This window comes from Nitrosospira sp. CT (assembly GCF_059489795.1).
Genome location: NZ_JCAHZJ010000029.1, coordinates 1 through 21,956, shown reverse-complemented (window position 1 = coordinate 21,956; position 21,956 = coordinate 1). Strand labels below are relative to the sequence as shown.

Below are 21,956 nucleotides of genomic sequence, written 5' to 3'. Positions count from 1 at the left end.
CAAGCCTGCACCGTCAGTTGCAGTTGAGGAGTGCGAGATCAGGTTTGCTGGATTCCGGTACAAGATCGACCCAGTCATTTGCGGGATTTGTCGGAATGCCCTCAAGTCTGCCTCCACCCTGCCCAGCCTCATGGAGCTTGCGCGTCTTGCAACGCGCCCTGCTTCCGGTGACGCCAATTGAATCAATGCCAGCGCGCTTATGCAACGCGATGGATCGGGCTAGCGGGTAAAGCTGTAGCAGAAATGGTCAGTGAATGGGGCGCAGGTGAGGGGAGGGGTTAGCCCTATTCTGATAGCTCCTCCCATGCCCAGGTCTTGCCGTTGGTTGAGGGCAAAGCCTTGAGCGGCCTGAGCCATTTCATGAAGTAGTAGGGCGACTCTGGCCGCAGTACTCTCCTATTTATGTTTTTTCCGTTATAGACCACAACTCCTCTATCAGCGTCTTGCACTCAATCAATCGCTGCCGGATAAAAGGACGCAAGGTTCCCAGGTGTTCATCAGAGAGTGTGTTGAGTGCGCGCCTCATTCGTTCCGGTGAGTCCGCAACCCGAATCCGCTCATCCTCTGGAAGATGCGCAAAGACTTCATCCAGAATGGGGCGCACTTCCTCCATCAGCACTTCCGCCTTCGTCTCCTTTGCTTGCAGTTGGGCGAGAGCCTCTGTCCGTTCTTCAGGAGTGCCACCGACCACTTTCACTTCACTTGAGCCATCCCTGTAATACAAACGAATAGCTGCGCATTTCAGCTTGCCGTTTTGGGCATCCTTCAGGAGATTGTTGAGTGCGTCCGTTACCCTTCGCTGGTTGCGTTTTTCATCCAAATCGGTAACTTCTGTAGACGATGTATCGTTGTTCACAACAACATTTCCTTTGGCAAGGAATCTATTTCTTTGAGTTCCTTGAGCTTCCTGACCACGGCCTGGCTCAGGTTTTTGGTGCTTTTGGGATTCTGGGCCGTAATCAAGAGGCCATCCTCCACGACATGAGAGCCAAACGGCATCATTGCCTTGCTGTATCGCCCCCCTCGCTTTTGTAGTTCTTCCTCCAGATTGAACGGGACCGCTTCGTCGCGGTTTGCCAATTTCTCTTCTTTCCAGGAGAAGCCCGTCACCTCCTTACTCTCAACAAGATATGTTCCGTCGCTCAGTTTCACTTCCAGCAGGCCGCAAGGTCCATGGCACGCGGCCGAAACAACCTTGCCGGATTCATAGAATCTGGCAGTCAATTCCGCCAATGATGCGTTTTTCGGGAAGTCGAACATGACGCCGTGGCCACCCGTCATATAGATAGCATCGTACCCGGCCGGATCCACCTCGGACACTTTCAACGTGTTATCCAGCAGACTCATGAAGGCTTTGTCTTCGTAACGCCTGGAAAGACTCCCTTTGAGGCCGATGGCATCGCCCATTTCGGTGATGAGCAGGCTTTCGGGATCAAGGGGGACTTTGCCGCCCGACGGACTGGCAATATCCATCTTATAGCCTGCTTCTTCAGCAACATCCCAAAATTCGACGAGTTCGCTAAGCCACAATCCCGTTCTGTATCCCACCTTCTCAAACGTATCCGAATTAGTAACGATGATAAGAATCCTGTTGGTCGCAGTCATTTTTTGCTCCTATGTGTAATGGCTACCAGTTAGCTGGTGCGATAGCCAAGTCTATTCAATACCATGAGTCTTTCAGACTGATCTGCTCGGTTATCAACATAGTTCAGTAGAATGTTTGCAAATTGATGTTGAAGCCGCGAATGGCTTGCATCCAGGGTCCAGTTAATCCAATGAGGTTTTCCCCTGTTGCCGGGGATAGACCAGGGATAGGATTGTGGATAAGTCCCTTAACCCTTTGTTTCGGCTTGATCTAATGAAATTGGTCAGATTTGTTGCAGCAGTGCGCTGGAGGCGGCCGCCTCTGGAGAAACCCGTTGAATGGCTTGATCCGACTTTTCATAGGGAAAATCGATGGACAGCATCTGGGCAAATTTGTCGACGGAATGTGGGAGCTTCCTGGTCCTGGCCACTGATAGTGGTAGGTGGACGAACTCCTACCTGGTTGTTTGTTGCAATAGCCAAAAGGGATATGCGTGCGTCACTCTCAAATGGATAGAATGTTCCGTACACGATCGATTATGCCAGGCATAATCATCGCATTGACGCTGGCGCTGCCAGGTTGCGACAGCGAGCAGGCGGACGGCGGGGATGCGCCGCCTCCCCCGGAAGTCAGCGTCGCCCAGGTAGTCTCCAAGCCGGTGCAACAATGGGATGAATACACTGGCCGTGTCCGCGCGATCCATACCATTGAACTGCGAGCCCGCGTAAGTGGCTATGTGCAGCGCGTCGCGTACAAGGAAGGCCAGGAGGTAAAGAAGGGCGACCTGATGTTCCTCATCGATCAGCGCCCCTATCGGATAGCACTGGCTAATGCGCGGGCACAGCTCGATCGTGCACGCGTGGCGGAACAGCTCGCAAGCATGCGGGATAAGAATGCCCGGCTGCTGATAGAATCCGAGGCAATCTCTCGCGAAGAGTTGGACACGCGCCGCACCACGCACACGCAGACCTCCGCGGATATCGATGCTGCCGAGGCGTTGGTAGCCGATGCGAAGCTCCAGCTGGAATTTACGGAGGTGCGCGCACCAGTGGCTGGAAAAACGAGCCGCGCCCTGGTAACCGCCGGTAATATGGCCGTTGCCGACCAAACCATACTGACCACGATAGTGTCGCAGGACCCGATGTACGTATACTTCGACGTCGACGAGAACAGCTACCTGCGCTACGGCGAACAGGAGCGCGATGGGGAAGGTGCGCCGGCCGGCACTTCGGTACGCGTCGGCTTGGCCAACGAGGAAGGCTATCCCCACGTAGGCGCGATCGACTTCTTCGACAACCAGGTCAATTCCGAGGTTGGAACCATACGCGTGCGCGCCGTGCTTTCCAATGCTGACCGCATTTTCACCCCGGGCTTGTTCGTGCGGGTGCAATTCGTCAGCGGCAGGAAGGAAAATGCTCTGCTGATCGATGACAAGGCCGTGATGACAGATCAGGACCGCAAGTACGTCTACGTGGTGGACAAGGAGAATAAAGTCCAGCGCAAGGACATCGTGCCCGGCCGCATGGCGGAAGGATTGCGCGTGATACAGTCCGGCCTTGCGTCTGACGACAGGATCGTCGTTGCCGGCCAGCAAAAAATCCACTTTCCCGGTATGTTGGTTAAACCCAATGAAATCCCGATGACTGGGCTGTAAGGCGCGGTGAGGTAAACTTCAGTGGATTTCTCCAGATTCTTTATCGACCGGCCGATCTTCGCGGCTGTGCTGTCGATCGTGATTTTTGCCGCCGGCCTGATTGTGATCCCCCTGCTGCCGAACAGCGAATATCCGGAAGTCATCCCGCCCACCGTTCTCGTGCGTACCAACTACCCGGGCGCCAATCCGAAAGAGATTGCCGAATCGGTAGCCGTGCCGCTGGAGGAAGCCATCAACGGTGTTGAAGGCATCATGTACCTGAAGTCTGTCGCCAGTTCCGACGGCACTCTGCAGGTAGTGATCACCTTCATGCCCGGCGTGGATCCGGATATCGCCGCGGTGCGCGTGCTGAACCGGGTGAGCCAGGCGCTGCCGCGCCTGCCGGAGGCGGTGCGGCAATATGGCGTGACGACGCAAAAGCAATCCCCGACGCCGTTGATGTACATGAACCTGTTCTCGACGGACGGGCGCTACGACTCGCTCTATTTGCGCAACTACTTGGTGCTGCATGTCAAGGATGAGCTATCCCGGCTGCACGGCATCGGCGATGTGCAGCTGTTCGGCTCGGGCGACTACGCGATGCGTATCTGGCTCGATCCGGATAAGGTCGCCTCGCGCGGCTTGACAAGCGGCGACGTGCTCAATGCGCTGCGCGAACAGAATGTGCAGGTATCGGCGGGCCAGCTCGGTGCCGAGCCTTCGCCCAACAAACCGGATTTCCTTATTTCAATCAATGTGCGCGGCCGTCTCAGCACGGAAGCCGAATTCGGGGATATCATTCTGAAGAGTGGCCCGAATGGAGAGGTGGTGCGCCTGTCAAACGTGGCGCGCGTGGAACTCGGCTCCGGCAACTATACCGTACGCGCGTATAACAACAGGAACACCAACGCCACGGTAGGCGTCTTCCTCTCGCCGGGCGCCAATGCCTTGGCGGTAGCAAACTCGGTGTATGCAAAGATGGATGAGCTATCCAAGCGCTTCCCGCCGGGCATCGTCTACGATCCGACATGGGACCCCACCGTTTTTGTGCGCGATTCGATCCGGGCTGTGCAGAACACGCTGCTGGAAGCCATTTCGCTCGTCGTGGTTGTCGTGATACTTTTCCTGCAAACCTGGCGTGCGTCGATCATCCCCCTGATCGCGGTGCCCGTGTCGGTAGTAGGCACCTTTGCAGTGCTGTACCTGCTCGGTTTTTCGATCAACACATTGACCTTGTTCGGTCTCGTGCTGGCGATCGGGATTGTCGTCGACGATGCCATTGTCGTCGTCGAGAATGTCGAACGCAACATCGAGGAAGGGCTGGCGCCACTTGCCGCTGCTCATCAGGCGATGAAGGAGGTATCGGGCCCTATCATTGCCATTGCGCTGGTGCTGTGCGCGGTATTCGTGCCGATGGCCTTCCTGACGGGTGTAACCGGCCAATTCTACAAGCAGTTCGCAGTGACCATTGCGGTTTCCACGGTAATCTCAGCCATCAATTCATTGACCCTGTCACCCGCATTGGCGGCCATGCTGCTCAAAAGCCACGACACGCCCAAGGATGTGCTATCGCGGGTGATGGAGCGTTTGCTCGGCTGGGTATTCCGTCCCTTCAACCGCTTCTTCCGGCGTAGCTCCGGGAGCTATCATCGTACCGTCGGGCACGCGCTGACAAAACGCGGGCTCGTGTTCACCGTCTACCTCATGCTGCTCGCCTGCACCGCGCTTCTGTTTAATAAGGTGCCGGATGGTTTTATCCCGACACAGGATAAACTTTATCTCTTCACCGGCGCCAAGCTGCCGGAGGGCGCGTCGCTTGCGCGCACGGACGAGGTCGTGCGCAAGATGGTCGATATCGCCCTTGGCACCGAGGGCGTGGAGAAAGTGGCAGCCTATGCGGGCCTCAATGCCTTGCAGGTTACCAACACGCCTAATTTCAGCGCCGCCTATGTCATCCTCAAGCCGTTCGATCAGCGCAGCCGCAGCGCCAGCGCCATCGTCGCGGAGCTCAATGAAAAATTCTCTTCCATTGAGGAGGGTATTACCTTCGCATTGATGCCGCCGCCGATCGAGGGATTGGGCAATGGTTCCGGTTACTCGCTTTACGTGGAGGATCGCGCCAGCCTGGGTTATGGCGCGCTGCAGGATGCGACCAGAGCCTTCCAGGGCAAAATTGCGCAGACCTCGGGATTCACTTATCCGGTCAGTGCTTATCAGGCAAATATTCCCCAGCTCGAAATCAAGGTTGATCGCACCAAGGCCAAAGCGCACGGCGTGTCACTGAGCGAACTGTTCAATACGCTGCAAATCTATCTGGGCTCAGCCTATGTAAATGATTTCAACCTTTTCGGGCGCGTCTATCGCGTTTTTGTCCAGGCCGACGCCGGGAAACGGCAACGCATTGAAGACATTGAGAAACTGCGTGTCCGCAATGAGAATGGCGATATGATACCCATGAGTGCGATGACGACGATCACGCCGACCTATGGTCCCGATCCGGTGCTGCGCTACAACGGTTATCCCGCTGCCGACCTGATTGGCGATTCCGATCCGCGCCAGTTATCTTCGGGCCAGGCTATCAGCCGGCTAAAGGAAATGGCCGGGGAAATATTACCGGACGGCATGATGCTCGAATGGACGGACCTGAGCTATCAACAGGTGACGCAAAGCAACGCTAAGCTGATCGTATTTCCGCTTGCCGTCATGCTCGCTTTCCTCGTGCTCGCCGCATTGTACGAAAGCTGGACGCTGCCGCTTGCAGTCATCCTGATCGTGCCGGTATGCATGTGCGCCGCCTTGCTCGGCGTGTGGCTGACCGGCGGCGACAACAATATATTCGTGCAGGTGGGGCTGGTCGTGCTGATGGGCCTGGCCTGCAAGAATGCGATCCTGATCGTCGAATTCGCCCGTGAACTGGAATTCCAGGGCAAGGGGATCGTTGAAGCGGCACTGGAGGCCTGCCGCCTGCGCCTGAGGCCGATTGTCATGACATCCATTGCCTTTGTCGCTGGCTCTGTACCGCTGGTACTCTCAACAGGTGCTGGTGCGGAAGTGCGCTCAGCCACGGGGATTACCGTATTCGCGGGCATGATCGGCGTAACTCTGTTTGGACTGTTCCTCACCCCTGTGTTCTATGTCGCTCTTCGCAAATTATCGGGAAGTGCGCTTATCAGGCACAACCCGAAAGCGGGTGGTGTTCCGGAGCATACCCAAGACTAATCGGTATTCAGGGGGTGTAAGTCCAAACCGTCGGAAATTCCGTCACTGCGAAATACCTGACAGCACGGAAGCTTGTCGAGGTCTTGTCATCGTCAAGGTATACGGACTTCTTGGGCATGCGCTCATCTGGTGCCGGAGCAGATTACGAAACTCTCGTTCGGGATCATATCCTTACGCCTTTGGAGACGGCGCTTGGGTATAAGGGAAACATCGCTTGTCCCGACTTGATACAACACTTGCCGTACGACGGCGTAGCGGGATGCGCAGTGTGATCCGGCCGGTGGTGACGTTCTGAACTGCATGCTGGATCAATAGAATCCAGGCACTTGGATATTTCTGGCAAATCTATCTCCCAACAGTCAAGCAATTGCCTGAATCCCGTTCTTCTTGATTACAGTCAGTAGCCGCAATGCTGGGCCACCCGGCTTCTTGACACCTCGCTCCCAGTCCGAAATCAGGTTCTTGCTGACATTCAGGTAACGGGCAAAAACGGGCTGTGACAGGTGTTCGCGCTCTCGTAGCTCACGGATTTCCTCGGGTGACATGACCTGCACGGGAGCAAGGCACGACTCGTCGAACTGGCGCATAGTCTGTTTATCGACCGCCCCAATCTCATGCAGCGCTTCCATTGTCTCGTGGATTGCTGCGAGCGCATCACTCCGATACTTCTTCGCCATTTTCATGCACCTCCGAAAACTGGTTCTTGCCGATCAACTGAGCCAACTGCTCGTCCGTCAGTCCAAGGACATGAGCCGCTGCCTTCTTGAATTGTGCTTCCTCGTCATCATCGATGTTGTCGCGCTCGCTTTTGGCAAAGCCGTACACGAAGAAAGCACGTCTTGCTGAGTGATACAGAATGATGGTGCGAAAGCCTCCAGACTTGCCTTGACCTTTCCGCGCCACCCGTTGCTTGATTACGCCTCCGCCGAGATCGGCGTCAATCCCACCCTTCTCGGCTCGTTCAATCGCTTCAAGCAGGGCTTTGTCAGGGATGCATTGCTTACGCGCGAAGCGCTCGAACCATGCATTCTTGAATACCCTCACAAGGTCATCCTATCACTCATCTCTTAGAATAATCACACATAGCATTACACAAAAGTTGTCTCATCTCAAACATCCTTATGCTTGGAGTCGGCCTTGCCCATCGGGCTGAATATCAGATACTCCGCGTTACCTGCCTTCCAATATCACGGCTCGTTTCAGATTATTGACCCCAGTACTCAGTGGTGGCTTGCAAAACAGCTCGGAATTTGGGATATCCGCTAGTCCGGCGAATTTCATCCAACTGCACTCGGGACGTCACGATCCCGAAGTGCGAATCGTCACGTAAGACTTTGTTCGGGGTGGTGCTAGAACAGTCGCGGCACGCCCTACTGGATTTGCTGGCTGTCTGCACGGCGACCTCGATCAATACCGTATCAAGCAGGAAAAATGCGCATCGGATGATGGAGCGAGACTCATGACTGCTCTGAATTTTCGGAGGAACTACTGCAGTTAGGACTTAAGGTCCATAATGCATAATCAAAATATTATGATACCAATCAAAATATGTGACTTTTATTTATAGTCCAACTGAGTACAATGTTCCAATGTCATGGCCACATTAGCAGGAGCGGCTTTCGCTTCATCCCTTTCATTGGAGTCTACCTATCATGGGAAAAGAAACAAGGAAGTTTTTAACATCCATATCCATGCTGGGTCTGCTGGCCTCCTGCACCGGGGGCGGTACGCTCGAAGCAAGGAATGACAATGCGAGCATGGCTACAAAAAGTATCAGAACTTTTGCCGACCACGACGAGCTCGCCAGGCGGTATGAAAACCGAGCCAGGAAACTGGTGGAAATAGCAGCAAAACACGAGAAACGGCTCCAGTATTACGAGGACAAAAGCGACCTCTATAGGAGCCACGGACAGAATTCACAGTCTCGTGCCACTGCTCTAGTGCAAAAATACAAGCGGGCGGCAGAGAAAGCCGCCGAAGCCGCTTTTCACCACAGGATGGCGTCGCAACCGGCGAAACGCGATTATGTTGCTTCGATGGCGTTACATTGATCTGGATTGCTCCAGGCTTAGCATTGAACTCTGGCGGGCAATGGACAGCCAGACGGCTGCTGCTTGACCTCCCCGGCGGCTGGCTACAAAGCTCGCTTTTAAAAAAAGGAAACTTACTAATGAGACGAGTGATTGTTTCCACTATTGTTGCCTTATTCGGTACTGGTGTAGTCATATTGGGGTTTGCTGCGCTCCTGCGTCAAACCGTCTTTTTCTATACGGCGGACGAATATATGTCCCCCCAAACTGCAGTAATTCCGTTGCATTCCAGACAATCTGCCAGACCACAAGAATATTGCTGAGATGGACCACGCCTGACAGTAGCGCCAGGACTGCGCCAAGCCTGACGTTCCAGCCAACACCCAACCGGTACGGCTGCCAGAGCACCAGCACAATAGTGACAAGAAAAATCAGTATGGCGGCAAGCAGGTCAATTCTCACTCTAGCGGGTTAACCGCTCTTTATGACTTTGGGCTTTAGCAGTCGAAACAGTGTGAAAATCTGGAACGTACCTAAGATGTATCCGAAAGTCCGAGACGGCTGGAGGCTTACCAGGCGCTATATCAGGATTATTTTAGGGTGTTTCGGAGGCGCTCATTGTGTTTCATCGATCGCTTGCAGTTCCTTCCTCGAGGCGGATGAATGCAATCTCGATAATGCAGTCATGCATGGGTGTGCCGCCCGTGGTTTCCAGGTCCAGGATGACGCAGGGAAAAGGGAGCAAGGTTACAGCAGCGGCGAGCGTAGTTAAGCTTTCTCGTTGACTGCCGCCTTGAGCGTGGCGCCAGGCTTGAATGCAGGTACCTTGGAGGCGCTAATTTTCAATTGCTCGCCTGTCTTGGGATTGCGGCCAGTGCGCTCGCTGCGTTCGCGCACTTCGAAGGTGCCAAATCCTGGCAGGGAAATGGAATCGCCTTTCTGCAGGACTTCGGTGATGGTTTCGGTCAATGCCGTCACGATCCGGGCGGCTTGAGCCTTGCTGGAACAGGTTTTCGCGGCTACGGCCTCGATAAGCTCATTCTTGTTCATCAGCCTTTTTCTCCTTTTTAGTTTTCAAACTCCCGCCAGCTTACACAGTTAATCGCCCCGGGCAAAGAATCAATGAAATGGGATTCATGAGAGATTTTCGCAGTGCTGCGAAAATTTCCCATCCCCCGTTTGCCGCTTGTCACAGGCCATGCCAGCCGCTTTGCTTTCCTGTCATGGCCTGTGATCCGCAAAGCTTTGCGGCCGCGGCGCACTTGAATTTCAAACTCGTCGGCACGGTCCGATAGCTCCCCGCGCCAATCCCCCCACAACGCCCCCCAACGTTTCGTGAGGGGGACGTGTGGGGGGATAAACAATTTCGCGGGAAGCCATAGTCCCGCTTATTGCCTGCTATCCACCCCACCCATTCCCAACCCTTGCCCATGAGGGCAAGGGCTGTCTCCCCACTCCCGTCGCCCCCAGGGGCGAAGCGAGGAGAGTCCAAGCGAGAGGATCAGTTTTTTGAGCCTCTTATTCTTCAACTCATTGGGAGACTTTTATGGAACAACACGTTACCCGGGAACAAGTTAAACAGAAGCAAGTTTTTACACGAGAAAAAGTGATCTATCCACTTTTCCTGCTGGGCCAGGTGGTGGCGACAGGAGGAGCCATGGGCATAGGCGATCTGTCACTGCTTAACCGCTGCCTCAACCGCCATGTGCGCGGAGACTGGGGCTGTGTCTGCGAGGAAGACGCAAAGACCAACAATGAGGCGACGAAGGCGGAGTGGCGCATCCTGTCTGCCTACCCCATCGACGAGAGCAAGCCTTGCAAGGGTTATGGAGACAACACGCTCTGGATCATCACGGAGGCTGACCGCAGCGTGACTACATTCCTTTTGCCGGAAGAGTATTGAGTTCCTCATGCCGGTGCAGCCGCACCGGCTTTTCCTTTTCATTTATTCATCATGGAGACAAAGCACATGAAAACCATTGAAGCCGTTGAGGCCATCGAAGCAGCTGAACTGCTGAGGCTGTTGAAACCATCACCATCCGCACTCCGGTCAAAAACCTCGTTCTCTCGCCCCTGAATGTCCGCAAGAAACAGGGAACCGGCCTCGGGGAACTGGCTGCCCTGATCGCATCGCAAGGATTGATCCACAATCTGCTCATGACTGAGCAAACAAAGAAGGGCAGGAAATCCGGCAAGTATGAAGTCGTTGCCGGCGGACGCCGACTTGCCGCACTGAACCTGCTGATAGCCGATGGGCGGTTGCCGAAGGATCACGAGGTCGATTGCCGCGTGGTCGGGAGATAAGAAGCACTGGAAATGAGCTTGTCAGAGAACAGTGGACGGGAGCATATGCATCCTGCCGATCTCGTCATGGCCTATCTCAACCTGACAAATGCCGGTTTCTCGCCCGATGGGATTGCCCCGCGCGAATATGAGCCAGAAGCAGGAAAGATCAGTTAATATCAGGAAAGGAGCAATGACTAATAGATAAAACAAGGAATAATGAAATCCCATGCTGAATTAATGCGCTCGCTAGCCGATAAGCATGATGTTCTCATTTCCCTGATTGGAGCAGCTCCGGTTCACTATGTTGATGTGCCTGTTCACCGAAATATCGGTGATCTGCTAATCATGCTGGGCACGCTCCATTTCTTCGAGCTTCATAAACTGAAGCTAAGTCTTAGGGCGACATATTTTTCGTACCGCTCAAGTTGGGCAAGGCTAGGGGACGTGATTGTATTCCAAGGAGGAGGTAATTTTGGCGACCTTTACGAAGGGCCGCAGCAGATGCGTCAACAAGTGATTGAAAAGCTGTCAGGAAATAGAATAATCATCCTGCCCCAGACCATCCACTTCCGTTCCCAGGATGCATATATAGAATGCTGCAAGATTTTTTCAAGGCATCCTGATCTTCATATTTGTGTCAGAGATCGTAAATCATTCGAATTGGCGCTTCCCATGTCGCGGAACGTTTATCTTCTCCCGGACATGGCGCACCAGTTGTGGCCCATACAACGATCCTGCTCTTTGGAAAAGCATCATCTCGTGCTATTGAGGGCTGATGCCGAATCCAGGGGCGCAAAGGTGACTGATTTTGATGTGCGCACTGACTGGCGGGAGCTGGTTGGCCGTAGAAATACGTGGATTCGGATGATAAGGGGCGTGCTGAGAGCATTGCACCTCGGGCACCTTGACCAGAGATTTTTATTCAATGAAATGGATCTGTGGATCAAGTACGCAACGAAACTTGTAGGAGAGGCTATCGATCTTTTCAGCGGATTTGAGGTGGTAACGACTGACAGGTTGCATGCTCACATTTTGTCCTGCCTGATGGAGATTCCGAATACGGTCCTGAATAACTCCTATGGCAAAAATTGCTCTTACGTCAGCGAGTGGACCGGCTCGAGCAATATTGTGAATTTTTCAAGCGAAAAAGGTATATCAACAACCTAGGATTACTGCTTAGCTGCCAATATTTAAGGCAGATGGTGTTGGTGGTATACCGGAGTTGGTAATTGCAGGTCGCGAGGTGCAGTACCCTCTATCATTTGCATTGAGTGCGTGGATCGGTCAAAGTCTATTTTCCGATTTATGGGTTGAGTACGTATCCTCCGTAAAGAATCACCGTCTTCTACGATAATTACATCCCCCTGCTGGGAAGCAATATCTGCAAAGGAGACGATGGGATGCAAAAAGCCTATCTCCATTTGCAACTCTCTATAACCGGCTTCCCGTAACTCATCAAAACTTTTTTCATAGGGTGGATTTAACGTATCGCTATACTGTGAGGCAATGCCAGCCATCAGTTCGTTGGTAAGACTTGTCGCCTCCATAATTCTATGTATCTCGTCCCAGTGGGAGCCATTCTTGCCGCGCCGGTCCCTCCCCATACGCCGATATGACTCCACTCCATACAGAATCTTGTCCCGCAACTGCTGCTTTGTTCTTATTGGCAGATGATAAATAGGGAAACTGTCTCTCGCTGGAAATTTTACCTTCGATGACCTTGTTCCCAAGAAGAGAGCATGATTGCCCTGAGCGATAAAATAATCAGTCGGAAAAATACGACCGGGTTGAAATGCTATTTTATGGTGGCGGGACGGCGTAGGTGGTTCCAGGAAAAACTGGTTGATGATTCCACCGCTTTCCATATCCAGGGGTACCAGATTGAGCCATGGCATGGAAATAACAGGAAAGGAACCGAACCCCGATAGCTTGTGATCAAATTCCTCCTTTGATTTAAACGGCAGAAACTCATCCGCATCCAGAAAGAAAACCCATCCCGGCATCTTCTGATCCACAAGGTTTTTTGCTATCCAGCTCATCAGCTCAGATTGGTAGTAACCAGGCTCATCAAAGAAATAACATTCAATATTTGAGTATTTTTCCGACAGGAATTTTATGTATTCCCTTGAACCATCAGATGAAAGATGATCTACCAGAATAATTCGATCGAATAAAGATAGAACATGCGCACAGAACGTCTCCAGGATGGCTTTTTCATTTCTGATCATAGTGACGAGTGTTGTTTTCTTTCTCGCATAATCTCCAGTTTGACCTGCAGTTCCAAACAAGGGAGAAGTCCATAGCAGCTTCCAGCGAGCGATAAATTGCGATCTGATGTAGTTTTTCACGATAAAGGAAAATCGAGACGGGTTGTTTGCAATATAAATGTGGAGATTTTTTAGGCAGTTTTCATGCCAAAAAATATTAACGTTTTATATCAATCAATTAAGGAATATTCGCGAGGTTAACACATCCAGCTGTTAAATAGCTCGACAGTAAACTTTTTGTTTTCCGCCTTAATTTATTACTGCTTGGATTGTAGGTATGGTTATCGATATCCCAGAGATGAATCCTGTTTATTATGCGCCGCCCAAAATTACGTGACCGGATAGCCGGTTTTTTCGATATTCCCGTTCATATACCATCGCTTGTAAATTACGGTAACGATTTACGTACCAAGGTAGATGGTAGTTTTCTGCGTGTCCGAAGTGAACGCACAGAACTTACCCTCTCCCCTGAAGCCTTGGCCACTGTTTTTCTATTACCCGCGGTTGCCATGCGCAGACGTCTTGTGGGCGACTCATGTGATCCCATATGGCTAGAAAACACCCAGCGAATCCTTGAACAGATTAATGAGTGGTGGGGGTGGCAAGAGGCTCGACCTAGCTTTGCACCAGGTAATCCTGGTCGGCCAAGCCGGGGTGTTGGGTTAGCATTTAGCTTGGGGGTTGATTCTTTTTATTCCTGTTTTTTTGCCGATCCACCTCCTGATCTTTTAATTCTGGCTTCCGGGTTTGATGTTCCCATAGAAAGAAAAGATATTCTGATACCAATGTGCAATTCATTGGCCACAGTAGCCGAGGTATCGGGAAAAGACTGGACGGTGATTGAGACGGATCTCAGAGAGCATCGCCTCTTTCGGAGAGTATCTTGGGAAGCTTCCCATGGGGCGGCGGTCGCGTTTTTGGGGCATCTGTTGCAGGAACATATCGGTTCTTTGCTTATTTCCTCGAGCTATGATCAGAACCATTTGGGTCCCTGGGGTTCACATCCCGATCTTGATCCTTGTTGGTCCTCCAGTCGACTTTCAGTCAGCAGCATAGGCCATGAAGTTTCCAGATCAGAAAAGATAAGGCGATTGGTGAATCATCCTGTTGCGAGATCACTACTGAAGGATCATTTACGGGTATGCTGGGAATATCCATCGTCACTGGGAAACTGTGGTTATTGTCATAAATGCGTATTGTTGCGCATGACCTTGCTTTGGCATGCCCCGGATTTAAAGCTCGGTACTTTGCCGGAAGCCATACCTTTAGTTCAGGCTATTGAGGCTCTGCCCCCATTACCAAACGATTTATCACTTAATTTCCGAAGGGAACTGGTAGGGCATCTTGATCCGCCGGTTGATAGAGCGCTGCAGAAGCTGATTCGACGCTCAGAAGAAAGTATTCAAAAGATAACCCATGGTAGTTTTTAAAAGAGGCCAACCTCTGCACGAATGCCTCAACTTGTCCGTTAAACCAGAAGAACATTAGCCTAAATGGCATAAATCCATCAGTGCTGCTTACTGCCAAATCGGATTGGCGTCCTTCTTTATCCGGAACAGTGACAACTCGAGTTACTTAATCAACATCGAACAAGCCTATCTAAAGACTGATGCGGAGAACATCGAGCAGAGCAGAGCGGCTATGGTGCTCGCGGATAAGCGCCAATACTGGAAAGAGCGCATCGAAGCGGCGGGGCAGGGCGGCAAGACTTTGTTCGGGTGGCTGCTGGAACAGTCGCAGCAAGACCTTCTGGATTTACTGGCTGTCTGCACGGTGACCTCGATCAATACCGTATCAAGCTGGGAAAATGCGCCATTGGATGATGTAGCGGTACTCATGACTGCCCTGAATCTCGACATGGCCGCCTGGTGGGAAGCTCGGATTGAACGTTAATTAGAATACTATATATAACAGGTAGTTGACCCTCAGGGTTTCTTCGACACCTATTCCGAAATCAAATTACTGATGTAATGATACATTAAAAAATACTCATTTGTCATCTTATCTTGCTGGCTACGGGCAGGACGAGTCCATCACCTCCAACTGCCACATCCAGAACGCCTTCCCGCCTAACCGGGTGGAGACGGCAGAGCACCTCTCCAAGCTCACTGGACAGACCACGATCGTCAGCAAGAGGTGCAACGTTCCCTGCTGACGGTGGATGAGTGTTTGCGCATGCGACGCTCCAGTAGGGAAGGGCGAGTACGACGGACAAGGGGGGTAGGCTCCTGAGGCGCCAGGAATGGGCTGACTACGTGCTGGGCGAGTTCGAGCTCTTGCTCATGTCAGACGTGAGCTGGTCATCCTTCGATGGCCGCTACTTCGGGCCAGTGGATGTGGGTCAGGTGAGGGGCGTGATTAAGCCCCTGATTGTCTTCTAGGATTTCTTCGGTATTTTAGACAAAAAGCGTGATGAAGAACTCTCAGTCCCACAACTATCTGGCAATCAACTGCCGTGGCGCGCCCAATTAACGACAGTGGACAAAGCCTTTTGACGCAACCACATTCAAGGAAACTATTCCAGTCGATTCAGCCTGCAATCCGGGTAGCCCATTTCGGACTTTTGGTAATATTTAACTCCGCCTCCAACTGCTCTGATCAATCGGCAGGTCGTGGTGCGGATCATGCACCGTAATGGAATCGCCACTCGCAAAAATATCCTGGTACAGGACGGCGTTAGTGCCACCCCTGTCCGCCACCGAAGGAAACAGGATTCCCGCATGGCCTGCCTCGCGCACCAGATCGCCAAGAACCCATGTCGGTGGCTCGATGTGCAGGTTGAACGCAAAATTGCGCCAGTCTGTGTCCCAATCCGTCCACAGCGGGTCCCAGACGTCGCTACCATCAAGCTGCCGCAGATCGACCACACGGCCTACCGATGCGATGTACGAAGTAAGCATGCAGGGTTCGAGCAGAGAGCTGACCTGTTGATACTCAGCCAAGGCTGTTTCTGCTTCAAGAGTGAGATATAGAGCCTCGATACCCTTACGGTTGAATCGACCGCCTTGCACTGCAGCACCGGCGCCACTCAGCGGTGCGAACGACCATCGGGGCGTGTGCGCCCGATAGAGTTCGGTCGCGTTGAGACTGGACAAGATCATCCGACATAGCCTGACTGGATAGACTCCAGGTAGGCGACGACATCGTCGGTCCGCCCTTCAGCGATGAGTTGTAAGGCTGTCTTGTGATTGAACGATGAGATCGGCACATTTTTAAACCAGAAAAGTACTCGATTGAAATCGGATTGCGAGGCGCTCGCTGCCGACATCACCCGCAGCATTTCTCGCAGATAGTGCTGCAGTTTCGGCGATTCTGGATGTGAGCGCACGGTGTTGCGATGAACGCCTGCAGTTGCCGCGAGATCCTGCAACGGGAGTGACAAGGCGTCAGCGACGCGCATCGGCGAGAGCGATAGCGTGTCGTCATGGCGAAGCGTCTCAACGAAGGTTTCAAAAGCTATAGTAGTCATAGGGACCTCGCATCAGAAAATACCTCGTGTATATGGAAATTCGAATATGTCATGTGCACAATATACGCATAGTTAGCGCATATTACCAGAAGCGGTGAAGCTCAGGCGGAACTTTGTGCAACAGAACAATTAAATTCAGGTCGGGATCGACATCGACCTGATGTCATTCGGACCTTGGGCAGTACAAGCAGTCGTCGCTCTTCCAGGCCACTCATGATGTTGCTCAATACGCGGCAAGAATTTCCATGCCGAGAACGAGCGGCTTCAGCTGCTCCTCGTTGAGAGTGATGAATCGACTATGGCCCTGGACTCATCCGTGAAGGTTTTCCCATGCTGAATGTACAGGCCTCGAGAAGAGGCCTGTAATTGCAGGGGAATAATTTTCTCACGTGCGAAAATTCCTGATCACCCGTTCCTGTTTGACACCAGCCCCTTTAGCGTCCAAATCTAGCTGGTACGCCCATTATGACCTGTGCTCCTCTAATCCTGCACTGCGCTAATGCCCAAGCCCAAGCTCATCAGTATCCTGATAAAATTATGCTCCGCCTAATTTTTCCAGGAGAAAGTTGCATGAATTTGGTCTTTAATCGATACGCGATTGCTTACCTCGCTGCGCTGGCTCTTTCAGGATGTGCTTCGTTCGAACCTGTGAAGGTGTATGACGGCAGGATAAAAAATGGAAAGGAGGTTGCTACAATTGTTGGGCAGAAATACAGGAAAGCCTGGAATAACCCTGTCGGGGTATTTGTAAGTAGGGTTGACGGAAAGACACTAGACAACGTTTGGATAGGATTTCCATATGTGATTCAGGTTGATCCTGGAACTCATGATCTGGAGATAGGTGGGTTTTACGGAAATCTTTACCATCGAACCCTTCCCAAAATCAGAGTCCTCGTTGAAGCAGGCAAGGTCTACCAGATAGATTCTCAGCTAAGGAGGGTCCCGGATGGAGGGACAGCGGCATATTATTCCTTGCGCTACTTTGGGAAATGGGAGGAGTACGAGGACTATCTTGCCAAACACCCGGAGTATGAACGAGGTACGCCTCTTCCTTAGCTCGCGGGTGCTCAGCTTTGCCTATGGCCGGCCCTCAATTTCCGTTCCTGCGGATCACAGACCATGACAGGCGAAGCGCATCGACCCCCGCTGTGCCGCTATCGGCCAGTCGCAGCGCATAAATGATCTGCTCCTCTGTGAATCTCGACTTCTTCATCGCTTCTCCTTTGCCTCTCATGAGGCCTTGGAAGCAATCCTACCTCCAGTTTTAACCTGTACCGATTTTCAGGGGAAACGTCAGATGCGATCGGACTACCTTTGCAGGACGGTTATTACGATTGTGCTAGCGGATAATATGACGGAGAGGCGGGAAACCTCATTGATTTCTGCGGTAGCCTCTTTGCCGGCTCATTTAAGGCAGTAGGCTTTGAGGCTTCGCATTTTTGCAAATGCGAATCAAGCTCATGCCGAAACCTTGTTACTTCGGAATAGAGTTATCTTCGGAGAAACGCTGCCCCCTGCCTCTAATACTTGTTCTTACTGCGTGTCTTACCTTTAAGCAGGTTGGCTCGACTTCCTTCTCGATACAATATTTGTTGAGGAAATCGGCTGAGCTCATGCTTACACCGTTGACTACGATATTGAATGGATCGTCGACGTGCGGAACGTCCTTATCGCACGCATATGCAACCAGCGCTGTCAAAAGCCAATACAGTCTACTCATTAGCATATCCTTAAACCGTGATTCACCTCTATTGAGTTTGGCCGATACCACGCCTTCATAAGGAAGACTCATTAGGGGACCGGCAATGATATCACTAGCGGGAGCGGGTTCGCTTATTGTAGAGCGGCAAGCGCAGCCGGAATAAGGAGACGATCAGCAGGCCTAAAAGGATGCAATCAAATCCTTCAAGACCTGGAAATTCACCGGCTTGGTGAGGTGATGATCGAAACCGCTCTCCTGCGACTGTCGGCGATCCTTTTCCTGGCCCCAGCCAGTGAGCGCGACGAGCTTTATATCATTGAACTCGGGCTGCTGCCGAATCCGCCGTGCTACCTCGTTGCCGTCCATCCCGGGCATACCGATGTCCATCAGGATCACATGGGGGCCATAATCAGGAATGGCCGCAAGGGCAGCAGGACCGCTATCCACCGCGACCACATTAACGCCCATCGACTGGAGCAGCATACACAGGACTTCGGCAGCGTCATGATTATCATCTACTACCAATACACGCAGGCCAGGCTTTGCCGAAACCGTTTTCTCGGGTTGTTGCATTTTTTTACCGACCCGGGTTTGTCTTAGGGGAAGGCACACAATAAATTCGCTGCCTTTATCCTTCCCTTCGCTTCTGGCTTCGACCGTACCCCCATGCATTTTGACAAGGCGGTCCACGAGATTGAGTCCGATGCCCAGTCCTTTCTGTGTGCCGATGCCGCAGCGCCGCTCCTGGGAGAACATATCGAACAAGCGAGGCAGCATTCCGGGCAGAATTCCAATACCGTTATCCCTTACGGATACGACAGCGCTATTGTCTTCCTGGGAGGCGGCAATCCAGATATGCCCGCAGTTTGGGGTGTAGCGCACGGCATTGGTGAGCACATTCGTAAAAATCTGCTCAAGCCGCACCGCATCACCCTGCACAATCAGAGGTGCCTCAGGAAGGGACACGCTCAGTTCATGTTGCTTTTCATTAATCTCGGGGGTGTTTGCATCGATGACGTTACGCAGAACACCAACAAGATCGATTGGTGCTATGCGCAGTTCCACCTTTCCGGTGGTAATGCGCGATATCTCCAGCAGATCATCAACCAGCCGAACCATGTGGTTGACCTGGCGGTTGATGATGGGCAGCAGGGGCGGAATGGAGGCAGCGCTGTCCGGACGGGAGATCAGCGCCAACGCATTGACGACTGGCGCCAGCGGGTTGCGAAGCTCATGTGCGAGGGTTGCCAGAAATTCATCCTTGCGCCGATCAGCTTCCAGCAGCGCTGTTTCCGCATTAACCGTCTCAGTAATGTCGAGTGATATGCCGACATGTCCCGCATACTCGCCCCCAGCGGTAAACCATGGCATGCCATGCGACTTGAGCCAGCGCCATCCGCCCTCACGATTCCTGATCCGGACGCGGTGCTTGAAGTACGAACGGTCCATGACCGCCCTGTCGAAGGCAGCAATATAGGCTGGAGCATCGTCGGGGTGGAGAATGGAGCGCCATTCCCCCGCCATCAATTCCTTCGCGGTCATCCCCATCAGCTCGACTGCGCGTTGGTTCACATAAACCGTCTCCCCGTGCGGGTCCACCTGCCAGATCAACGCCGGAGAAGCTTCGGCAAGCGCGCGAAATCTCGCCTCGCTCTCGCGCAGATTCTTCTCGGCGCGCCTGCGCTCGGTTATGTCGAGAACATATGCCACCGTCTCCTTGTCGTTGAGGCGTTTCGTGGCGATCAACGCCCACCAGCGTGTCCCATCCTTGCGAAACAGTTCCTTCTCATAAGGAGCAGCTCGGCCAATCTCCCGGAGTTCCTCTGTAGCCCGCGAAGTCCTTGAATGCCATTCCGGCGGTGTCAGATTATCGCATTGCAGCCTCCCAGCCCGCTGATCTTCACGGCTGAAGCCGCTCATCTCCAGGAAGGCATCATTCGTTTCTGTAGTCAGTCCAGCGTTATCGAAGAAAACAACTCCCACGGTATCAATCTCGAGCGCTTGCCGAAAACGGTTTTCACTCTCACGCAGCGCCTGCTCGGCCAACGCCTCCTTAAGGCGAGCTTTCTCTGCTTCACAAGCGCGCGCCCTGACCAGTTCAGTCGTCTCGGTTATCGTCACGAGCACGCCGCCCGCCTCGCCCCTTTCAGTTGTCATTCCGCTGGAGAGATCGGCGAAGATGTTTCCTGGAACGGGACTGTAGGTGAGTGTGACAAATACTTCTTCGGCTACCCCATTACGGTTTACCACCAACCGTTTATCTTCGAAATTAAAAGATTCCCACCGCTGCATCACAGCCTCGCAGATGGGCGAGGCGAAGTCCCATATTTCTGGCCAACATTCTCGTACTGACCGCCCAAGACACAGGGGGTGCTTTGCGCCCATCAAATTACGACAACTGTCATTGTAGATTTGGATGAGATCCCGGTCCCAAAGCAACATGGCAGCCGAAGGCATCAACAGCATGGTATTGACTGCGAATTTAAGGTGCTGCGGCCATTTCCCGACGAGTCCGAGGCTGGAGCCTGCCCACTCATGGGCAAAAATGATCGTGCCCATTTCACTGCCTTGAAGCCACCCGGGCAATTTAGATTGGCAGATTCCTCCGTGAAGGTTCTTTATTTCCGCATTCATACCCACCCCGCGTCAGTGACTTTCATATTTACAGACTAGCAAATCCTGCTCGGGGAGTAATTTTTCCCTGAGAAAGCTCAGTTTTCCAACGTGCACGGATGAGACCTGCGGCCAAAATCCTGCCCCTGATCCCTTTTCTGTTCCTTTCCTGCCTCTGGAGATAGGTCAGCTCAGGGGCGTGAGCTGGTCCGACGTGAAATTCTTCAAGGGGAACTTGGTCGATCAAAAAGTGTCTTCACAATAAGACAACAAAAACTTCACAAGAAAATAACAATAACTTCACAATCGTAGCATTTGATAAACGTGGTGTAACACCACCAGGAGAAGGTAATGAAAAAAGGAAAACTCATTGCCCTTTCATATTTCACGGGCATGACAGTAGCACTGCTGGTAGCGCTCTTCTGATTCATTGAAGCTGCCAAGGGGGTACGCCTCCTGCAACCCCCTAATGCTGGCGGCAGCGATCTTTTGATCGGTAGAGACTGGGGGTGATACTCGTCTTGTCACCCCCTCCTGATTACTTGTTCTTGATTCCTGAATTCCCTTCAGTTGAATTCGGAGTGACTTGCAAAAAGGAGCTGATAATGGCTACTGCAGTTGAAAATAGAGTAGTAGTAGATAAGGCGGCGAAGACAAGCAGTCGTGCCTACGACATGTCGGAATGGTATGACTCCAGGTTCTACAAGCTGGGTCTGCTGCCGATACTGGGGATAGCGGTTTTCTGGATCTGGTTTCAACGCACCTATGCCTATTCCCACGGGATGGACTCCATGGAGCCGGAGTTCGAGCAAATCTGGATGGGACTATGGCGTTTCCAGATGATGCTCTGGCCAACCCTGGCCCTGTTGGTCTGGGGCTGGGTATGGAAGACGCGTGATACGAAGGAGCAACTGGCAAGCCTTACAGTGAAGAAGGAAATCAAGCGGTACTTCTATTTCCTGATGTGGCTTGGCGTGTACATGTTCGGCGTCTACTGGGGATCGAGCTTCTTCACCGAGCAGGATGCTTCCTGGCACCAGGTGATCATCCGCGACACCAGCTTTACACCCAGCCATATACCGCTGTTCTATGGGGCGTTCCCGATGTACATCATCATGGGCGTATCGACTTTCCTGTATGCAAGTACGCGCC

At 52.5% G+C, this 21,956-nt stretch carries 25 protein-coding genes; 13 read left to right on the top strand and 12 right to left on the bottom strand.

The features are described 5' to 3' along the window. Window positions 1-181 (top strand): hypothetical protein (locus AC52W5_RS04630; protein WP_495670149.1); only part of this gene is annotated, 181 nt, incomplete at its 5' end. 219 nt (window positions 182-400) lie between these two features. Here the strand turns inward: AC52W5_RS04630 and AC52W5_RS04625 are convergent. Beyond that, window positions 401-856 (bottom strand): hypothetical protein, encoded by a 456-nt coding sequence (locus AC52W5_RS04625; protein WP_495670148.1) that lies wholly within the window; start codon window positions 854-856, stop codon window positions 401-403. Then, window positions 853-1,605 carry a type 1 glutamine amidotransferase domain-containing protein gene (locus AC52W5_RS04620; protein WP_495670147.1) on the bottom strand — a complete coding sequence of 251 codons (753 nt, stop codon included), beginning with the start codon at window positions 1,603-1,605 and terminating at the stop codon, window positions 853-855. Before AC52W5_RS04620 ends, AC52W5_RS04625 begins: the two co-directional genes overlap by 4 nt. A gap of 488 nt (window positions 1,606-2,093) precedes the next feature. On the opposite strand from AC52W5_RS04620, the gene AC52W5_RS04615 reads away from it, so the two are divergent. Both AC52W5_RS04615 and AC52W5_RS04610 read left to right on the top strand, forming a co-directional pair. After that, a complete protein-coding gene (locus AC52W5_RS04615; protein WP_495670151.1) occupies window positions 2,094-3,239 on the top strand; it encodes an efflux RND transporter periplasmic adaptor subunit in 1,146 nt (381 codons plus the stop codon). Between the two features lie 21 nt (window positions 3,240-3,260). Beyond that, window positions 3,261-6,437, top strand: coding sequence for an efflux RND transporter permease subunit (locus AC52W5_RS04610; RefSeq protein ID WP_495670146.1), 3,177 nt, complete (start codon window positions 3,261-3,263; stop codon window positions 6,435-6,437). A 359-nt stretch (window positions 6,438-6,796) separates the two neighbouring features. On the opposite strand, the gene AC52W5_RS04605 is transcribed toward AC52W5_RS04610, so the two are convergent. Both AC52W5_RS04605 and AC52W5_RS04600 read right to left on the bottom strand, forming a co-directional pair. After that, a complete protein-coding gene (locus tag AC52W5_RS04605) occupies window positions 6,797-7,114 on the bottom strand; it encodes a helix-turn-helix domain-containing protein (RefSeq protein ID WP_495670145.1) in 318 nt (105 codons plus the stop codon). Continuing rightward, window positions 7,092-7,481 (bottom strand): type II toxin-antitoxin system RelE/ParE family toxin, encoded by a 390-nt coding sequence (locus AC52W5_RS04600; RefSeq protein WP_495670144.1) that lies wholly within the window; start codon window positions 7,479-7,481, stop codon window positions 7,092-7,094. Before AC52W5_RS04600 ends, AC52W5_RS04605 begins: the two co-directional genes overlap by 23 nt. 608 nt (window positions 7,482-8,089) lie before the next feature. Here AC52W5_RS04600 and AC52W5_RS04595 point away from each other — a divergent pair. Beyond that, a complete protein-coding gene (locus AC52W5_RS04595) occupies window positions 8,090-8,488 on the top strand; it encodes a hypothetical protein (protein ID WP_495670143.1) in 399 nt (132 codons plus the stop codon). A 171-nt stretch (window positions 8,489-8,659) separates the two neighbouring features. Here AC52W5_RS04595 and AC52W5_RS04590 read toward each other — a convergent pair whose 3' ends face one another. Both AC52W5_RS04590 and AC52W5_RS04585 read right to left on the bottom strand, forming a co-directional pair. Continuing rightward, window positions 8,660-8,929 carry an ArsB/NhaD family transporter gene (locus AC52W5_RS04590; RefSeq protein WP_495670142.1) on the bottom strand — a complete coding sequence of 90 codons (270 nt, stop codon included), beginning with the start codon at window positions 8,927-8,929 and terminating at the stop codon, window positions 8,660-8,662. 306 nt (window positions 8,930-9,235) lie between these two features. Next, the gene (locus AC52W5_RS04585) at window positions 9,236-9,517 is read right to left on the bottom strand and encodes an HU family DNA-binding protein (RefSeq protein WP_495670141.1); all 282 of its coding nucleotides are present in this window, start codon (window positions 9,515-9,517) and stop codon (window positions 9,236-9,238) included. A 496-nt stretch (window positions 9,518-10,013) separates the two neighbouring features. On the opposite strand from AC52W5_RS04585, the gene AC52W5_RS04580 reads away from it, so the two are divergent. The 4 genes from AC52W5_RS04580 to AC52W5_RS04565 all read left to right on the top strand — a co-directional run bounded on the left by AC52W5_RS04580 (window position 10,014) and on the right by AC52W5_RS04565 (window position 11,920). After that, on the top strand, window positions 10,014-10,370 hold the full coding sequence (locus AC52W5_RS04580) for a type I restriction endonuclease subunit M (protein WP_113068287.1): 357 nt from the start codon (window positions 10,014-10,016) through the stop codon (window positions 10,368-10,370). Between the two features lie 128 nt (window positions 10,371-10,498). Then, entirely contained in the window at window positions 10,499-10,771 is a 273-nt protein-coding gene (locus AC52W5_RS04575) for a ParB/Srx family N-terminal domain-containing protein (RefSeq protein WP_495670150.1), read from the top strand. 18 nt (window positions 10,772-10,789) lie between these two features. Then, the gene (locus AC52W5_RS04570) at window positions 10,790-10,927 is read left to right on the top strand and encodes a hypothetical protein (protein WP_495670140.1); all 138 of its coding nucleotides are present in this window, start codon (window positions 10,790-10,792) and stop codon (window positions 10,925-10,927) included. A 42-nt stretch (window positions 10,928-10,969) separates the two neighbouring features. Then, on the top strand, window positions 10,970-11,920 hold the full coding sequence (locus AC52W5_RS04565) for a polysaccharide pyruvyl transferase family protein (protein ID WP_495670139.1): 951 nt from the start codon (window positions 10,970-10,972) through the stop codon (window positions 11,918-11,920). A gap of 23 nt (window positions 11,921-11,943) precedes the next feature. Here the strand turns inward: AC52W5_RS04565 and AC52W5_RS04560 are convergent, their stop codons facing one another. Beyond that, complete coding sequence (locus AC52W5_RS04560; RefSeq protein WP_495670138.1) at window positions 11,944-13,101, bottom strand: glycosyltransferase family 2 protein; 1,158 nt, start codon at window positions 13,099-13,101, stop codon at window positions 11,944-11,946. Window positions 13,102-13,334: 233 nt separating this feature from the next. On the opposite strand from AC52W5_RS04560, the gene AC52W5_RS04555 reads away from it, so the two are divergent. The 3 genes from AC52W5_RS04555 to AC52W5_RS04545 all read left to right on the top strand — a co-directional run bounded on the left by AC52W5_RS04555 (window position 13,335) and on the right by AC52W5_RS04545 (window position 15,175). Further along, entirely contained in the window at window positions 13,335-14,450 is a 1,116-nt protein-coding gene (locus AC52W5_RS04555; RefSeq protein ID WP_495670137.1) for a hypothetical protein, read from the top strand. Between the two features lie 211 nt (window positions 14,451-14,661). After that, on the top strand, window positions 14,662-14,913 hold the full coding sequence (locus tag AC52W5_RS04550) for a hypothetical protein (RefSeq protein ID WP_495670136.1): 252 nt from the start codon (window positions 14,662-14,664) through the stop codon (window positions 14,911-14,913). 100 nt (window positions 14,914-15,013) lie between these two features. Then, window positions 15,014-15,175, top strand: a complete 162-nt coding sequence (locus tag AC52W5_RS04545) for a type IV secretory system conjugative DNA transfer family protein (protein ID WP_495670135.1) — start codon at window positions 15,014-15,016, stop codon at window positions 15,173-15,175. Window positions 15,176-15,593: 418 nt separating this feature from the next. Here the strand turns inward: AC52W5_RS04545 and AC52W5_RS04540 are convergent, their stop codons facing one another. Together AC52W5_RS04540 and AC52W5_RS04535 are read right to left on the bottom strand one after the other, a co-directional pair. Then, entirely contained in the window at window positions 15,594-16,121 is a 528-nt protein-coding gene (locus tag AC52W5_RS04540; RefSeq protein ID WP_495670134.1) for an RES family NAD+ phosphorylase, read from the bottom strand. Further along, a complete protein-coding gene (locus tag AC52W5_RS04535; protein ID WP_495670133.1) occupies window positions 16,118-16,489 on the bottom strand; it encodes a hypothetical protein in 372 nt (123 codons plus the stop codon). Before AC52W5_RS04535 ends, AC52W5_RS04540 begins: the two co-directional genes overlap by 4 nt. Window positions 16,490-17,059: 570 nt before the next feature. On the opposite strand from AC52W5_RS04535, the gene AC52W5_RS04530 reads away from it, so the two are divergent. Beyond that, window positions 17,060-17,545 (top strand): hypothetical protein, encoded by a 486-nt coding sequence (locus tag AC52W5_RS04530; RefSeq protein ID WP_495670132.1) that lies wholly within the window; start codon window positions 17,060-17,062, stop codon window positions 17,543-17,545. A 34-nt stretch (window positions 17,546-17,579) separates the two neighbouring features. Here AC52W5_RS04530 and AC52W5_RS04525 read toward each other — a convergent pair whose 3' ends face one another. From AC52W5_RS04525 to AC52W5_RS04515, 3 genes are all read right to left on the bottom strand, one after another. Then, entirely contained in the window at window positions 17,580-17,702 is a 123-nt protein-coding gene (locus AC52W5_RS04525) for a hypothetical protein (protein ID WP_495670131.1), read from the bottom strand. A gap of 261 nt (window positions 17,703-17,963) precedes the next feature. Beyond that, on the bottom strand, window positions 17,964-18,209 hold the full coding sequence (locus AC52W5_RS04520) for a hypothetical protein (RefSeq protein ID WP_495670130.1): 246 nt from the start codon (window positions 18,207-18,209) through the stop codon (window positions 17,964-17,966). A gap of 162 nt (window positions 18,210-18,371) precedes the next feature. Continuing rightward, window positions 18,372-20,750: a PAS domain-containing hybrid sensor histidine kinase/response regulator gene (locus AC52W5_RS04515; RefSeq protein WP_495670129.1), complete on the bottom strand. Its 2,379-nt coding sequence runs from the start codon at window positions 20,748-20,750 to the stop codon at window positions 18,372-18,374. A 659-nt stretch (window positions 20,751-21,409) separates the two neighbouring features. Here AC52W5_RS04515 and AC52W5_RS04510 point away from each other — a divergent pair. Continuing rightward, window positions 21,410-21,956 (top strand): methane monooxygenase/ammonia monooxygenase subunit C (locus AC52W5_RS04510; RefSeq protein ID WP_495670128.1); only part of this gene is annotated, 547 nt, incomplete at its 3' end.

Coding starts and splice junctions, on each gene's coding strand:
- AC52W5_RS04565 (WP_495670139.1), top strand. CDS start 10,970: ATGAAATCCCATGCTGAATTAATGCGCTCGCTAGCCGATAAGCATGAT.
- AC52W5_RS04585 (WP_495670141.1), bottom strand. CDS start 9,517: ATGAACAAGAATGAGCTTATCGAGGCCGTAGCCGCGAAAACCTGTTCC.
- AC52W5_RS04530 (WP_495670132.1), top strand. CDS start 17,060: ATGAATTTGGTCTTTAATCGATACGCGATTGCTTACCTCGCTGCGCTG.
- AC52W5_RS04535 (WP_495670133.1), bottom strand. CDS start 16,489: ATGACTACTATAGCTTTTGAAACCTTCGTTGAGACGCTTCGCCATGAC.
- AC52W5_RS04525 (WP_495670131.1), bottom strand. CDS start 17,702: ATGAAGAAGTCGAGATTCACAGAGGAGCAGATCATTTATGCGCTGCGA.
- AC52W5_RS04595 (WP_495670143.1), top strand. CDS start 8,090: ATGGGAAAAGAAACAAGGAAGTTTTTAACATCCATATCCATGCTGGGT.
- AC52W5_RS04550 (WP_495670136.1), top strand. CDS start 14,662: ATGGTGCTCGCGGATAAGCGCCAATACTGGAAAGAGCGCATCGAAGCG.
- AC52W5_RS04540 (WP_495670134.1), bottom strand. CDS start 16,121: ATGATCTTGTCCAGTCTCAACGCGACCGAACTCTATCGGGCGCACACG.
- AC52W5_RS04520 (WP_495670130.1), bottom strand. CDS start 18,209: ATGAGTAGACTGTATTGGCTTTTGACAGCGCTGGTTGCATATGCGTGC.
- AC52W5_RS04555 (WP_495670137.1), top strand. CDS start 13,335: ATGCGCCGCCCAAAATTACGTGACCGGATAGCCGGTTTTTTCGATATT.
- AC52W5_RS04515 (WP_495670129.1), bottom strand. CDS start 20,750: ATGGGCACGATCATTTTTGCCCATGAGTGGGCAGGCTCCAGCCTCGGA.
- AC52W5_RS04605 (WP_495670145.1), bottom strand. CDS start 7,114: ATGGCGAAGAAGTATCGGAGTGATGCGCTCGCAGCAATCCACGAGACA.
- AC52W5_RS04615 (WP_495670151.1), top strand. CDS start 2,094: ATGGATAGAATGTTCCGTACACGATCGATTATGCCAGGCATAATCATC.
- AC52W5_RS04580 (WP_113068287.1), top strand. CDS start 10,014: ATGGAACAACACGTTACCCGGGAACAAGTTAAACAGAAGCAAGTTTTT.
- AC52W5_RS04620 (WP_495670147.1), bottom strand. CDS start 1,605: ATGACTGCGACCAACAGGATTCTTATCATCGTTACTAATTCGGATACG.